The sequence below is a fragment of the Microbacterium sp. AG157 genome (assembly GCF_003385695.1).
Taxonomy (GTDB): domain Bacteria; phylum Actinomycetota; class Actinomycetes; order Actinomycetales; family Microbacteriaceae; genus Microbacterium; species Microbacterium testaceum.
Genome location: NZ_QRDK01000001.1, coordinates 1,077,025 through 1,090,833 on the forward strand (window position 1 = coordinate 1,077,025; position 13,809 = coordinate 1,090,833).

The 13,809-nt window shown below is 70.8% G+C and carries 14 protein-coding genes; 9 read left to right on the forward strand and 5 right to left on the reverse strand.

All coding sequences use genetic code 11. The annotated features are described in order from the left end of the window. Window positions 1-127: 127 nt before the first annotated feature. The 3 genes from manD to DEU35_RS05160 are packed head-to-tail and all read left to right on the forward strand — an operon-like array spanning window position 128 to window position 2,923. On the forward strand, window positions 128-1,354 hold the full coding sequence (manD, locus tag DEU35_RS05150; protein ID WP_103206945.1) for a D-mannonate dehydratase ManD: 1,227 nt from the start codon (window positions 128-130) through the stop codon (window positions 1,352-1,354). Next, window positions 1,344-1,994, forward strand: a complete 651-nt coding sequence (locus tag DEU35_RS05155) for a bifunctional 4-hydroxy-2-oxoglutarate aldolase/2-dehydro-3-deoxy-phosphogluconate aldolase (protein WP_116238772.1) — start codon at window positions 1,344-1,346, stop codon at window positions 1,992-1,994. The genes manD and DEU35_RS05155 overlap by 11 nt, the downstream gene beginning before the upstream one ends. Next, the gene (locus tag DEU35_RS05160) at window positions 1,991-2,923 is read left to right on the forward strand and encodes a sugar kinase (protein WP_116238773.1); all 933 of its coding nucleotides are present in this window, start codon (window positions 1,991-1,993) and stop codon (window positions 2,921-2,923) included. The genes DEU35_RS05155 and DEU35_RS05160 overlap by 4 nt, the downstream gene beginning before the upstream one ends. 130 nt (window positions 2,924-3,053) lie before the next feature. Here the strand turns inward: DEU35_RS05160 and DEU35_RS05165 are convergent, their stop codons facing one another. Further along, on the reverse strand, window positions 3,054-3,410 hold the full coding sequence (locus DEU35_RS05165; RefSeq protein WP_103206948.1) for a sterol carrier family protein: 357 nt from the start codon (window positions 3,408-3,410) through the stop codon (window positions 3,054-3,056). A gap of 184 nt (window positions 3,411-3,594) precedes the next feature. On the opposite strand from DEU35_RS05165, the gene purD reads away from it, so the two are divergent. The 3 genes from purD (at window position 3,595) to DEU35_RS05180 (ending at window position 6,092) form a co-directional block, all read left to right on the forward strand. Beyond that, window positions 3,595-4,866: a phosphoribosylamine--glycine ligase gene (purD, locus tag DEU35_RS05170; RefSeq protein ID WP_103206949.1), complete on the forward strand. Its 1,272-nt coding sequence runs from the start codon at window positions 3,595-3,597 to the stop codon at window positions 4,864-4,866. A gap of 126 nt (window positions 4,867-4,992) precedes the next feature. Continuing rightward, entirely contained in the window at window positions 4,993-5,583 is a 591-nt protein-coding gene (locus DEU35_RS05175) for a class I SAM-dependent methyltransferase (protein ID WP_116238774.1), read from the forward strand. Next, window positions 5,580-6,092, forward strand: coding sequence for a GNAT family N-acetyltransferase (locus tag DEU35_RS05180; protein WP_181904570.1), 513 nt, complete (start codon window positions 5,580-5,582; stop codon window positions 6,090-6,092). Before DEU35_RS05175 ends, DEU35_RS05180 begins: the two co-directional genes overlap by 4 nt. Window positions 6,093-6,224: 132 nt before the next feature. Here the strand turns inward: DEU35_RS05180 and DEU35_RS05185 are convergent, their stop codons facing one another. After that, window positions 6,225-7,445: an ice-binding family protein gene (locus DEU35_RS05185; RefSeq protein ID WP_220340838.1), complete on the reverse strand. Its 1,221-nt coding sequence runs from the start codon at window positions 7,443-7,445 to the stop codon at window positions 6,225-6,227. A 115-nt stretch (window positions 7,446-7,560) separates the two neighbouring features. Here DEU35_RS05185 and DEU35_RS05190 point away from each other — a divergent pair, with 115 nt between their 5' ends. After that, entirely contained in the window at window positions 7,561-7,917 is a 357-nt protein-coding gene (locus tag DEU35_RS05190; protein WP_116238777.1) for a hypothetical protein, read from the forward strand. Window positions 7,918-8,072: 155 nt separating this feature from the next. After that, window positions 8,073-8,384, forward strand: coding sequence for a hypothetical protein (locus tag DEU35_RS05195; protein WP_116238778.1), 312 nt, complete (start codon window positions 8,073-8,075; stop codon window positions 8,382-8,384). Between the two features lie 163 nt (window positions 8,385-8,547). Here the strand turns inward: DEU35_RS05195 and DEU35_RS05200 are convergent, their stop codons facing one another. The 3 genes from DEU35_RS05200 to DEU35_RS05210 all read right to left on the reverse strand — a co-directional run bounded on the left by DEU35_RS05200 (window position 8,548) and on the right by DEU35_RS05210 (window position 12,692). Next, a complete protein-coding gene (locus DEU35_RS05200; RefSeq protein WP_116238779.1) occupies window positions 8,548-10,098 on the reverse strand; it encodes an MFS transporter in 1,551 nt (516 codons plus the stop codon). After that, on the reverse strand, window positions 10,095-10,718 hold the full coding sequence (locus tag DEU35_RS05205) for a PadR family transcriptional regulator (protein ID WP_103206955.1): 624 nt from the start codon (window positions 10,716-10,718) through the stop codon (window positions 10,095-10,097). The genes DEU35_RS05200 and DEU35_RS05205 overlap by 4 nt, the downstream gene beginning before the upstream one ends. Window positions 10,719-10,925: 207 nt before the next feature. Further along, window positions 10,926-12,692 (reverse strand): BCCT family transporter, encoded by a 1,767-nt coding sequence (locus DEU35_RS05210; RefSeq protein WP_116238780.1) that lies wholly within the window; start codon window positions 12,690-12,692, stop codon window positions 10,926-10,928. A 111-nt stretch (window positions 12,693-12,803) separates the two neighbouring features. On the opposite strand from DEU35_RS05210, the gene DEU35_RS05215 reads away from it, so the two are divergent. Continuing rightward, entirely contained in the window at window positions 12,804-13,736 is a 933-nt protein-coding gene (locus DEU35_RS05215) for a phosphoribosylaminoimidazolesuccinocarboxamide synthase (protein WP_116238781.1), read from the forward strand. Window positions 13,737-13,809: the final 73 nt, after the last annotated feature.

A 13,809-nucleotide genomic window follows, 5' to 3' on the forward strand; every position in this document is an offset into this window, starting at 1 on the left:
TGAGTGCGATCCGCCATCGTGCGTGGCCCCGGGGTCATCCGAGACGCCCCGGGGCCACTTCGATCGCCCCACCCGGCCACGCGACGCACCCCCGCCCCGCCTCCCGCTTCGACAAGAAAGACCCCGTATGAGCATCGCCTCCGTCGACGTCATCGTCACCAGCCCCGGCCGCAACTTCGTCACTCTCAAGGTCACCACCAGCGACGGCATCGTCGGCTGGGGCGACGCCACGCTCAACGGCCGCGAGCTGTCGGTGGCGTCGTACCTCTCCGACCACCTCGCCTCGATGCTCATCGGGCGCGACGAGGACCGCATCGAAGACACCTGGCAGTACCTCTACCGGGGCGCGTACTGGCGCCGTGGGCCCGTGACGATGGCCGCGATCGCCGCCGTCGACATGGCCCTGTGGGACATCAAGGCGAAGAAGGCCGGGATGCCGCTGTACCAGCTGCTCGGCGGAGCCAGTCGCGACGGCGTGCGGGTCTACGCGCACGCCTCGGGCACCGACTTCGCGGCCCTCTCCAACGCGATCACCGGGTATCGCGAACTCGGCTTCACCGCCGTCCGCGTGCAGACCGGCGTCCCCGGCCTGGGGCAGATCTACGGTGTCTCGGCCGCCGGTCCGGGTGTGCGCTACGACTACGAACCGGCCAAGCGCTCGGGCGACCGCCCGGCCGAGGAGCAGTGGGACACCCGCCAGTACCTCACCCACATGCCCGGCGTTTTCGCGCAGATCCGGGAGGAGTTCGGCACCGACCTGCGCCTCTTGCACGACGGCCACCACCGCATGACCCCCATCGAGGCCGCGCGCTTCGCGAAGGACATCGAGCCCTACGACCTGTTCTGGCTCGAAGACGCCACCCCGGGCGAGGACCAGGCGGCACTGCGACTCATCCGACAGCACTCCACCACCCCGCTCGCGATCGGCGAGGTCTTCAACACCGTGTACGACTATCAGACGCTCATCACCGAACGCCTGATCGACTACGTGCGCTCCGCCGTGACCCACACCGGCGGTATCACGGCGATGAAGAAGATCCTCGACTTCGCCGCCATCTACGGCATCCGCTCCGGCATCCACGGCCCGACCGACATCTCGCCCGTCGGCATGGCCGCCGCGCTCCACCTCGACCTGGCGATCCACAACTTCGGCATCCAGGAGTACATGCCGCACAACGAGCAGACGCTCGAGGTGTTCCAGACGTCGTTCACCTTCGACCGGGGCTTCCTGCACCCGGGCGATCAGCCCGGCCTCGGCGTCGAGCTCGACGAAGAGGCCGCGAGCGCCTTCGAGTACACGAAGGCGTACCTGCCCGTGAACCGCCTGCTCGATGGGACCGTCCATGACTGGTGAGCTGCCCTCGCGCACTTTCTCGTCGAAGCTCGTCGTGGTCGCGCGGGCGTCGGCCGCCGCGGACTACGGTGCGGTGCTCGATGCCCTCGCCGAGGGCGGGGTGCAGAGCGTCGAGCTGACACTGACGACCCCCGGCACCTTCGACGCGTTCGCCTCACTGCGATCGTCGTTCGACGGCGATCTCGGTATCGGCACGGTCACGACCCTCGAACAGCTGGAGCGCGCGATCGAGGTGGGCGCCGACTACGTCGTGACGCCGATCACCTCCTCCGCGCTCGTGGAGCGGGCGGTGGATGCCGGCATACCGATCATCCCCGGCGGTCTCACCCCGACCGAGCTGTTCGCGTCCTGGTCGGCGGGCGCCTCGGCCGTGAAGGTGTTCCCGGCCGGTCAGGTCGGCCCCGGCTACCTGAAAGACCTGCGCGGGCCGTTCCCCGACATCGCCGTCGTGCCCTCGGGAGGAGTGGATGCCGACTCCGCGGCCGCCTGGCTCGCGGCGGGGGCCGTGGCGGTCAGCGTGGGCGGGCCCCTGCTCGGTGACGCCTTCCGTGGCGGCGACCTGGGCGCGCTGCGCGACCGGGCCGAGCGGTTCGTCGCGGTGTGCGCGGGTTCCGAACGCCCCGAGGGACAGTCCGCGTGACCCGCGTCGTCACGCTCGGCGAGACGATGGCGCTCGCCCGCACCACCGAGATCGGCTCGCTTCGCCACGCCGCGGGGCTCGCCCTGGGCATCGGCGGGGCGGAGAGCAACGTCGCCGTCGGCCTGCGCCGGCTGGGGGTCGACGTCTCGTGGCTGGGCCGCGTCGGCGACGATCCCCTGGGCGAGCGCATCGCGCGGGAGCTGCGCGCCGAGGGCCTCGACGTGCGCGCGATCGTCGACGGCGGAGCACCGACGGGCCTCATGCTCAAGGAGCGTCCGTCGGCGGCATCCACCGCCGTGCACTACTACCGCCGCGGTTCGGCCGGCTCACGCCTCTCGCCGAGCGATGTCCCCCCGGAGTGGATCGAAGAAGCGGACCTGCTGCACGTGACCGGCATCACACCGCTGCTCTCCGACACCGCACGCGCCACGGTGCTCACGGCCGTCGAGCGCGCCAGCGGCGCCGGCGTCACGGTGAGCTTCGACGTGAACTACCGCTCGGCCCTCGCGAGCCCCGCCGTCGCGGGCCCCATCCTGCGCGAGATCGCCGAGCGCGCGACCATCGTGTTCGGCGGGACCGAGGAGTTCGCGCTGATGACCCCGGATGCCGCGGAGTCGCTCCTCGATGCGGGAGTGGCGCACGTGGTGGTCAAGCGCGGTCCCGACGGTGCGGCCGTCTTCACCGCCGACGGCTCCACCGAAGCCCCGGGTTTCGCCATCGACCCGTTGGACACCGTCGGTGCGGGCGACGCCTTCGTCTCGGGGTACCTCAGTGCCCACCTCGACGGTCTCGACATCGCCGCGGCGCTCGTCCGCGCCACCGCGTGCGGGGCCATGGCCTGTCTCGTGCCGGGCGACTGGGAGGCTGCCCCCACCCGACGCGACCTGGAGCGGTTCCTGGCCGGCGGCGGGGATCCCGTCCGGCGCTGACGCGGGGCGCGGGGGCGGGGCGGCGGGGGCGCGGCCGGCGAGGTCACGTGATCTCGTCGAGATCGCGGCACATGGCGTGTGCTGTGGCCGAGATCACGTGATCTGGCTGAGCGCCCGGCGGCACCCCCGCCTACGGCCGCAGCGGCAGCAGCGCGCTGAGGTCGGCGCGGACGCCCGAGGCGACGATGCGGCCGGCGGTCACGGCATCCGCCCAGTGCTCCTCGCCCGTGGCGACGGCGATCCAGGTCGCGGCGTCGGTCTCGACCACGTTCGGAGGCGTCCCGCGCGTGTGCCTCGGGCCCTCGATCACCTGGACCGCGCCGAACGGCGGCACGCGCATCTCGACCGAGTTGCCGGGGGCCTTCTCGACCAGCAGTTGCAGCAGATACCGCACGGCTGTGGCGGTCGCGGGGCGCGGGGCGTCTCCGGCGGCGACGGCGGCGAGGGCGGCGCGGCCGTCTCCGGTCTCGATACGGCGGGGAGGCATGGCATCCACGCTACCCGCGGGTCGACGCGGGATCGGCGTCTCGCTGCTCGCGAAGGACCTCAGCGATCGCGCACCCTCGTCGGCATCCCGCCGCAGAGAACGGGGGTCGTGCAGTCGGCTGAGGATGCGCGCTTGCGCGCGGCGGCGCGAAAAGCGCGACCCCCGCGCTCGGTAGGCTGGCCGCGTGAGAATCCTGGTCCTCGGTTCGGGCGCGCGCGAGCACGCCATCATCCTCGCCCTGCGCGCCGAAGAGGAGTCGCACGCGATCTTCGCCGCCCCCGGCAACGCGGGCATCGCTCGCGAAGCGCACCTGGTCGACCTCGACCCGATGGATCCCACCGCGGTCCTGACCTTCGCGAAGAGCGAGGCCATCGACCTCGTCGTCGTCGGCCCCGAGGCACCCCTGGTCGCCGGAGTCGCCGACCCGCTGCGCGCCCACGGCATCCCGGTGTTCGGCCCGGGCAAGGCCGCAGCCCAGCTCGAGGGCTCGAAGACGTACGCCAAGCGGATCATGGATGCCGCGGGCGTCCCCACCGGCGGATCGGTGCGCGCGCACGACGTCGCCACCGTCGAGGCCGCCCTCGACCGGTTCGGCGCCCCCCATGTCGTCAAGGCCGACGGTCTGGCGGCGGGCAAGGGCGTCATCGTGACCTCCGACCGCGCTGCGGCTCTCGCCCACGCCGAGAGCTACCTGCCCAGCGGCGCGGTGCTGATCGAGGAGTTCCTCTCGGGCCCCGAGGTCTCGCTGTTCTTCCTCAGCGACGGCGACCACGTCGCCCCGCTCAGCCCCGCCCAGGACTTCAAGCGTCTGCGCGACGGCGACGAGGGCCCCAACACCGGCGGCATGGGCGCGTACTCCCCGCTGCCGTGGCTGACGGAGCGCTTCGGCGGAGAGGACGAGTTCGTCGCGCAGGTCACCCGCGACATCGCCGAGCCCGTCATCCGGCAGATGGATGCCGAGGGCACCCCGTTCATCGGGCTGCTCTACGCCGGGCTCATCCTCACCGAGCAGGGCGTGAAGGTCATCGAGTTCAACGCCCGCTTCGGCGACCCCGAGACCCAGGTGGTGCTCCCCCGCCTCATCGATCCCCTGTCCCGCCTTCTGCTGGCGGCGGCTTCGGGCACGCTCGAGGATCAGCCGCGTCCCGCATTCGCCGAGGCGACCGCGGTCACCGTCGTGCTCGCGAGCGAGGGCTATCCCGAGGCCCCCCTCACCGGTCGTGTGCTGACCGGGATCGACGAGGCCGAAGAGGTCGACGGTGTCCACGTCGCCCACGCCGCCACGGCACGACGTGACGGTGACCTCGTTGCGACCGGTGGGCGTGTGCTCAGCGTCGTCGCCACCGGCTCGACGTTCGGCGAGGCGCGCGAGGCGGCCTACGCCGGACTCGAGCGCATCGGCCTCGAGGGCGGGCAGTACCGCACCGACATCGCCGCGCGGGTGGCGCAGGCCTGAGATTCGCCCCGCGCGCTGCGGGAGCGGAGGAGATCACGGGAGCGGAGGGCCGAGTCCGCGGCATCCCTCCTCCGTTCCCCGTATCTCCTCCCGCCAGCGGTGAAGATCACCCCGTAGCCTCGAGCGATGAGTTCGACCGCGTACGACGCCCGCGCCGACGAATACATCGCGGCCCTCGGATCGATGGATGCCGTGCACCCGGTCGACCGCAGCATCGTCGACGCCTGGGCCGCCTCGGTCACGGGTCCGCTGCTCGACGCCGGATGCGGACCGGGGCACTGGACGGCGCACCTCGCCGGGCAGGGCCTCGACGTGCGGGGTGTCGACCTCTCCCCGCGGTTCGTCGCGCACGCGCGGGCGGTGCATGCCGGCATCCGGTTCGATGTCGACACGATCGACGGCCTGGAAGCCGCCGACGGGGAGTTCGGCGGGATCCTGTCGTGGTTCTCGACGATCCACCATGAACCCGCGCGCGTCGACGTGCCGCTGCGGGAGTTCGCGCGAACGCTGAGTCCGGGCGGCCGACTGCTGCTCGGTTTCTTCGTCGGCGCGGGGGTCGAAGCATTCGACCACGCCGTCGTCCGGGCGTACCGCTGGCCCGCGGCGGAGCTGGGGCGCAGAGCGGATGCCGCGGGCTTCGACGTCGTCGAGACGCACACGCGCGAGACGCGCGGAGGCCGGCCGGTGGGGGCTCTGCTCTGCGAGCGGCGGGCGTGATCATCGCCCGCCTCGCGACGGCCCGCGTCGAGGATGCGCCCGCCGTCGCCGCGTTCCAGACCCTCGCGTGGCAGCAGACCTATCGCGGGCTGATCGACGACGCTCTGCTCGACGTCCCGGCCAGCAGTCGCGTCGACCGGTGGACAGAACGAATCCGTTCCGGGTCTCGGACCGTGACGATCGCCTGGGCGGCGAGCGCGATCGTCGGAGTGGCGAGTACCTCCGTCGAGGATTCACCGCGCGCTGGGTTACCGCCGCGCGAACTGCACACGCTCTACCTGCGCCGCGACGCGCAGGGCGCGGGGCTGGGATCGCGCCTGCTGCACGCCGCGATCGGCGACGACGCGGCGCATCTCCTCGTCTTCGAGGTCAACGAGCGTGCGCAACGGTTCTACGCGCATCACGGCTTCGCGTCCGTGGGCGGGACGCTCCTCGACCCCGGCACCGGGCTCACGGAGCGGCGGTGGGTTCGGCCGGGTCGAGTGATTGCCGCGCCCGGGCAGGCATGAGGGCCACGCGCCGACCCCGCGGCTCGGCATGCGGGGCGATGCACGACGCTCAGCCGTCGCCCTCTCTCGGCACGAGACACGCGAGGCCGGCGCCCCTCGGGGTGCACCGGCCTCGCGTTCGTGATCAGCGGGTCAGGAGCGACGTGCGCGGCGTCGGGAGATGACGACGGCGACGAGACCGGCGACGAGTAATCCGCCGGCGAGGTTCAGCGCCATCGTCGGATCGGTACCGGTGACGGCGAGCCCGCCGGGAGTGTCGGCGCGAATGCCCGGGGGCGGGGTCGCGCTGCCGGTCGGCGGGGTCGACGCCGACGGCGAGAGGCTCGGCGCGGGAGCGGGCTGGCCGACGACGAGGTTCACGTTCTGCGTCGCGTCGGGTGCGGTGCCGTTCGACGCGGTGATGACCACCGCGTAATCGCCGGGCGTCGTGGGCGTCCCCGAAATGACTCCGGTGCCGCTGTCGAAGACGAGGCCGTCGGGCAACCCGGTCACGGTGACGGTCGGCGCGGGGTTTCCCGTGGCGGTGATGGTCGAGGTGTAGCCCTCACCGACGATGGCGTTGCCCGGCGGCGGCGACGTGATGGTCGGAGCGGTCGTCTCCGACACCGTGCCCGGAGGAGGGCAGCCGGTGGAGGCGGTGATCGTGTTGTCGTCGAGTGTCACCGCACCGCTCTGAGCGATGAGGCGGCCCTGGACGGTCGCGCCGGTGGTCGCCGTGACGGACAGCTGGGCGACGACGGTGCCCTGGAACTGCGCGGCGGTGCCGACGGAGGCCGAACTGCCCACCTGCCAGAACACGTTGCACGAGCTCGCACCACCGGTGATCGTGATGCGACTGCCCGAGCCGATCGTGAGAGTGGATGCCGCTTGGAAGACCCACACCGAGTTCGCGTCCCCGGCGAGGGTCAGAGCGCCCGCGTCGGCCAGGGCGAGAGCGCCGCCGGAGTACACGCCGGGCGACAGAGACAGCCCGTTGAGCTCCTCGAGGCCGGTGCGAGTCGGCGTCAGTGAGGCGGCGGTGCCGTATGCCGTGAGAGCGTCCTGCTGCGCCTGCGCCGCCGCGGCATCGGTCTGGTGAACGGTGCCGTTCACGACGCCGTCCGGCAAACCGCCGAAGCCGGTGATGGACGTTCCCGGGGAGAGCCCCAGGTCACCGTTGACGAGCGTGGGGCCGGTATTGGTGACGGCGCTGGCCCCGAGCACGCCGTAGGTGCTGGCGGTGCCGAGATCGACCGGGCCGTCGATCACGGTCGCCGCCGAGGCGGGGGACATCGCTGCGGCCCCCATGACCGCGGCGAGACCGACACCCGTGACGACGAGGGTAAGAGGTCGGAGAAAACGGGACGTGGCCATGAGAGGCCCCTGTCTGATGACGAAGAGCCACAGGGCGAACGTCGACGACATGCACATGATCTCCGGTCTTCGAAGTATGCGCCTCTCAGGTCCGTCATAGGCGAATGCGCAGACATTGGCGACCGATTGCCAGTTTGACTCTCGCACGCGGGATCAGGGACAGGAGCACGGGTCGGGCCCCCTGCGCGCCACGATCGGCGACGACGCGGCGCATTTCCTCGCCTTCGGGGTCGACGAGCGCGCACAGCGGTTCTCCGAGCGTCACGGCTTCCCGCCCGTGGGCGGGACACTCCTCGTCCCCGGTACCGGGCTCGGACGCGGGGCGGATGCCGCTCGCTTCGACGACGTCGAGACGCACATCCGCGCGGCGCGAGTCGAGAGGCCCATCGGGCGTCGGAGTGGAGCGGTGGGCGCGACGGTGGCGACGTTCTCGAGCCCCGCGGTCCTGCGCCCGCTTGACGATCCCGCGTGACGAATCCGTCGGTCGACCCGTCTCCACAGTGTTCCGCCTCGCGGATCCCCGAGCCGCCCGGCCGGCGCACCCCCCATTTCCGCGTCGGCCGGGTGTCGCGACATAGGCTTCGAACGGCGATGCTCACGCACCGCGAACCTTCGTGAGGTGATCGAATGCGGCGCGAGAACGCACGCGAACGTCTCGCTGCGGCGCTGTTGCCCGAAGAGGTGCCCCTGCTCACGGTCGAAGCCGAGTCGTCGCCTCCGGCCCGCGGAGGGCTGCTCGCGGTCACTCCCACCCGCGTCGTCTTCGCCTCGACGACCGACACTTGGACGGTGGAGCTGCGCCGGGTGACGAATGTCTTCCTCGAGCAGGAGTACTCCCGCGGCCTCATTCGCATCGAGTCGGCTCAGCCGCGGTTCTTCGGCGCCGAGGCGTCCGACGCGCAACGGGTCGTCGCGGCGATCCGGGCCGGGCGTCCGTAGGACACTTCTGCACCGCCGTCCGCCTCGCACGTGGAACGGAGGACATTCGCGCTGCGGAGGATGGAGTCCGCGGCATCCCTCCTCCGCTCGCCGAATCTCCTCCCGTCGACACGGAAACGGCGAACGCCGCCGCCCCTCGGCAGGGACGGCGGCGTTCGGCGGGTTACTCGCCCGCGGCAGCCGGAGCGGCCTGGGCCGGAGCCGCGTCGCGCGGAGCACCGTGCGGGCGGATCACCGACGGACGGCGCATGAACAGCACCGCCACGAGGCCGAGCCCGATCACGATGATGGGCAGCGCGAGCGACTGCCCCATCGCCTGAGAGAAGCCGGTGACGACCTGCGGAGGAAGCGCTCCGCCGCCGAAACTCGCAGATGCGTCCGCGGCACCCGGCAGATTCGCCTCGAGGCGCGCCTGCATGAAGGCGGCGATGGATGCCGAGCCGATGACCGATCCGACGGTGCGGGTCGTGTTGTAGATGCCGGCGCCGGCGCCCGCCTGGCGCGGCGGGAGGTTGCGCGTGGCAGTCGTCGCGAGCGGGCCCCACATGCCGGCGTTTCCGATGCCCATGAACACCGAGGGGATGAGGAACATCCAGATCGGCGCGTCGTTCAGGATCAGCGCGACGTAGAGGCCGAGCGATCCGCCCACCAGCAGCAGACCGGGCACGAGCAGGAAGCGCGGGTCGGTGCGGTCGAGCAACTTGCCCGCGAAGGGAGCGAGCACGCCCGACAGGATCGCCAGCGGCACGAGCAGCAGCGCCGACTCGGTCGGCGTCAGGCCGCGGGCGAGCTGCAGGTAGAACATCTGCGGCAGAGCCATGCTCGTCACGGTGAAGCCGACGGCCGCGATCGCCAGGTTCGCGATCGAGAAGTTGCGGTCGCGGAAGAGGTCGAGGGGAACGAGCGGCTCCCCCGTGCTGCGCGCCTGCGTCCAGACGAACACCGCCATGACGGCGACGCCCGCGGCGACCATCGCCCAGATCCACGCGGCCCACGAGTAGTGCTCGCCCTCTTGCAGACCGAACACGATGAGGAACAGACCGACGGCGCTCAGCACGACGCCGAGGATGTCGAACTTGTGCGCGGTGCGCGGCAGCTGCGGCACGAGGATGACGGCGGCGACGAAGCCGATGATGCCGACGGGGATGTTGATGAAGAAGATCCACTCCCAGCCGAGGCCGTCCACCAGCAGTCCACCGGCGAGGGGGCCGACCAGCGTGGCGACACCGGCGGTGGCACCCCACAGACCCATCGCCGCGCCGCGGTTCTGCGGCGGGAAGGTGCGGGTGATGACGGCCATGGTCTGCGGCGTCATCATCGCCGCCCCCAGGCCCTGCACGGCCCGGGCGGCGATCAGCACCTCGAGCGAGGGCGCGAGGCCGCAGGCCAGCGAGGCGAGGGTGAACAGCGCCAGACCGATGAGGTAGATGTTCTTGGGGCCGAAGCGGTCACCGAGGCGACCGGTGATCAGAAGCGGCACGGCGTACGTCAGCAGGTAGGCGCTGGTGACCCACACGACGTTGTCGAGGTTGTTGGTGTTCGCGTCGAGGGCTGCCTTGATGGCGGGGTTCGCGACCGAGACGATCGTGGTGTCGACGAGGATCATGAAGAACCCGATGACCAGCGCCCAGAGGGCGGGCCAGGGGCTGCGTTCGTGGGTCTGGTGGGACCCGGTACGGGTGGATGCCGCGGAGGCGGCGCGAGAGTCGGTCATGCTGTGGTCTCCTTTGAGACGCGGTGCTTCTTCTTGATGTGTTCGGGGATCTCGGCGATGCCCCAGGGGAGGGAGCGATCGGCGAGGCGCGCACGCAGGGAGTCCTGCCACGCGAGTTCGGCGTCGAGCAGAGCGGATTGACGCCGCAGCTCGACGAGGAATTGTTCGGGGGTCTCGCGCTCGGCCGCGACGCTGAGACCGTCGTGATGTTCCTCGACGGAGGCGACGAGCCGGGCGCGGCGCGCGTCGAGCAGACCGATGACCTCGGCGCGCCCGAGGTTGTGGGCTTCGGAGAGGGCGACCCGGAATTCGCCCGGTCTGTCGATTCGCGGGAGTTCGGCGCGCACCCATTCTTCGACGGCCCGATGGCCGGCATCCAGGATCGTGTAGGTGGTGCGCTCGGGACGGTTGCCGTCGCGATCGACGCCGACCTCCGCGAGGAGACCGTCGCGTTCGAGGCGCGCGACCGTGTGATAGATCGTGCCCTTCTGCAGGGGCACGAGGCGGTCGTCCCGGCGTTCCTTCAGCAGGCGCACGAGCTCGTACGTGTGCATGTCAGCCTCGCGGAGCGTGGCCAGGATCATGACGGCGACGGGGGTGAGATGGCTGGCCTCCGGCATCCGTCCTCCTCATGGTCCGTTTCGACTAGTCCACGTGGACTATACGCTCATTCCTCGCCCCGCGCCAACGCGCGAAGATGAACGTCGCGTGTCGAGCACACACCGTTGGCGCGCGAATCGTCGCGGCGCGTCGTGCACACTCGACGCGAGCACGCCGCGCCCGATTCGGGGCGCGGCGTGCTTCGCAGCGGTGAGGGATGCCGGGGGTCAGGCCTTCGCGGGGTCGCTTCCGACCGATTCGGGGCTGCTTTCCGCATCGGCGAGAGCCACCTCGCGCGCCTCGGCCTGTGCCGCCACCGCACGCCGCTGACGCCACCGCACGGGGATGCCGAAGATGCCGCGCTGGTTCGGTTCTTCGACCTCGAGGCCGTAGTGCTCACCGATCGAATCACGCAACTGAGCGCGCTCGGCCTTGTCGTAGGCCTTCATCTCGCGTCGGAACGCGACGACCGTGGCCCAACAGATGGCCAGCAGCACGACGCTGAAGGGCAGAGCGATGCTGATCGCCGCGGTCTGCAGCGCCTGCAGCCCGCCCGCGATCAGGAGAGCGAATGCGATCACCGCGGTGGCCAGGGCGAAGAACACGCGCACCCACTTCTTGGGCTCCTCCTCGCCGCCGGTGGCGATCATGCTCATCACCAGCGCGCCCGAGTCCGCGGAGGTCACGAAGAACACCGCGATCAGGATGAGGAAGCCGACGATCAGGACCCCGGAGGCCGGGACGTTCTCGAGCATCTGGAACAACGCGGTCGACACGTCCACCGACCCGTCGGGCCCGGTGTACGACGCGGTGCCCGTCAGCTCGCCGTAGATCGCGGTGCCGCCGAGGACGGTGAACCACAGGATGCCGACGAGCGTCGGCACGAGGATCACGCCGACCACGAACTCCCGCACGGTACGACCGCGCGAGATGCGCGCGATGAAGATCCCGACGAAGGGCGCCCACGAGATCCACCAGCCCCAGTAGAACGCCGTCCACGCGCCCTGCCAGGCGACGCCGCCGTCACCCGCATACGCGCTGACCGTGAAGGACAAGCCCACGAAGCTCTGGATGTAATTGCCGATCGATTGCACCACGTCGCGCAGCAGGAACTCCGTCGGGCCGGCGAACAGCAGGAACAGCATGAGCACGCCCGCGAGCACGAGGTTGATGTTCGACAGCCACTTCATGCCCTTGCCCACGCCCGAGAGCAGCGAGAAGAGCACGAACCCGGTGATGATGCCGATGATGATGGCCTGGCTAATGATGGTGGGCGGCACGACGCCGAGAAAGTCGAGGCCCGCGCTGATCTGGATGACGCCCAGCCCGAGCGAGGTGGCGACACCGAAGAGCGTGCCCACGAGGGCGGCGACGTCGATCGCGTTGCCCCACCCGCCCTGAACCAGGCGCGCACCGAGGATCGGCTCGAGAGCCCAGCGGATCGTGCGGGGGCGGCGACGGCGGTGGAAGGCATACGCGAGCGCGAGACCGAGCACGACGTAGATCGACCACGCGTGCACGCCCCAGTGCAGGAAGGTCTGCGACATCGCCTGCTGCGCGAGTTCGGCGGGAGTGCCCTCCACGCCGGGGCGGGGAGAGACGAAGTGGCTGAGCGGCTCGCTCACCCCGTAGAAGACGAGGCCGATACCCATGCCGGCGGCGAACAGGAGAGAGAACCACGAGATGGTCGAGAACTCGGGTTCGTCGTCGTCCTGGCCCAACTTGATCGTGCCGAACCGACTGAAGCCCATGGTGAGGGCGAAGACGACGAAGAACGCGGCGATCAGCACGTAGTACCAGTTGAACGTGGACACGATGGTCGTCTGCACCGCGGTGAAGGTCGCTTCGGCCGCGGACGGGAAGATCAGCGCGAAAGCGATGAAGGCCAGGGCGATGCCGGCTGCGGGCCAGAACACCCACCCGCGGATGGTCGTATGCCGGCTACCGGCGTGCGGGTCGATTCTCACCGCGGTATCGGGGGCTGCCTCGGTCATTCCACCGAGCGTAGTCAGGAGGGTGGCCGCGTCCGGGGGGCAGGCGCGCGAGCGAGCGTTGTGACACAATCCGCGCCGGTGCGGGGCGCGCGCACCCGCAATAATGAGCGGGTGACCACCGCTCCCCCGCTCGAGCTCCCCGGCTTCCGCCACATCTACTCCGGCAAGGTCCGCGACCTCTACGTGCCGGCCGACACCGCCGAGGGCGAGGCCCCCGCGCTCCTGCTCGTCGTCGCCAGCGACCGCGTGAGCGCTTTCGACCGCGTGCTGTCTCCCGGCATCCCGGACAAGGGCGAGCTGCTCACCACGCTGAGCCTGTGGTGGTTCGATCAGCTCGCGGGCGCCGACGGGGGCCGCTCGATCCCGAACCACCTCGCCGCCGACCACGCTCTGGTGGGCGACGAGGCCGTCGCCCTCATCCCGGATGCCGTGCAGGGGCGCTCGATGCTCGTCCGGTCCCTCGACATGCAACCGATCGAGTGCGTCGTGCGCGGCTACCTCACCGGCTCGGGCTGGGCGGAGTACCGGGCCGAGGGCACGGTGTGCGGCATCCCTCTCCCCGAGGGCCTGAACGACGGCGACCGTCTGCCGGAGCCGCTCTACACTCCCGCGTTCAAGGCGCCGATGGGCGAACACGACGAGAACATCACCTTCGAACGCTCGGTCGAGCTCGTCGGGGCCGAGACGGCTTCGGCCCTGCGCGATCTCTCGCTCGAGATCTACCGACGCGCATCCGAGACAGCCGAGGCCCGCGGACTGATCCTCGCCGACACGAAGTTCGAGTTCGGCTATGACGCCGACGGCGTGCTGACCCTGGCCGACGAGGTGCTCACCTCGGACTCGTCCCGCTACTGGGATGCCGAGGCCTGGCGCACCGGAACGACACCCGCCGAGCGCATGGCGAGCTTCGACAAGCAGATCGTGCGCAACTGGCTGGCGGAGAACTGGGACAAGCAGGGCGAGCCACCGGCCCTGCCCGCCGAGATCGTCGAGCGCACCCGCGAGCGCTACGCCACCCTGCTGCGCCTGCTGACCGGGAGCTGATCTGCTCGCCTCCCGCGCGCTACGTCGCCTAGATCACGTGACCTCGCCGAGACCACATGCCACGAGGCGTGTT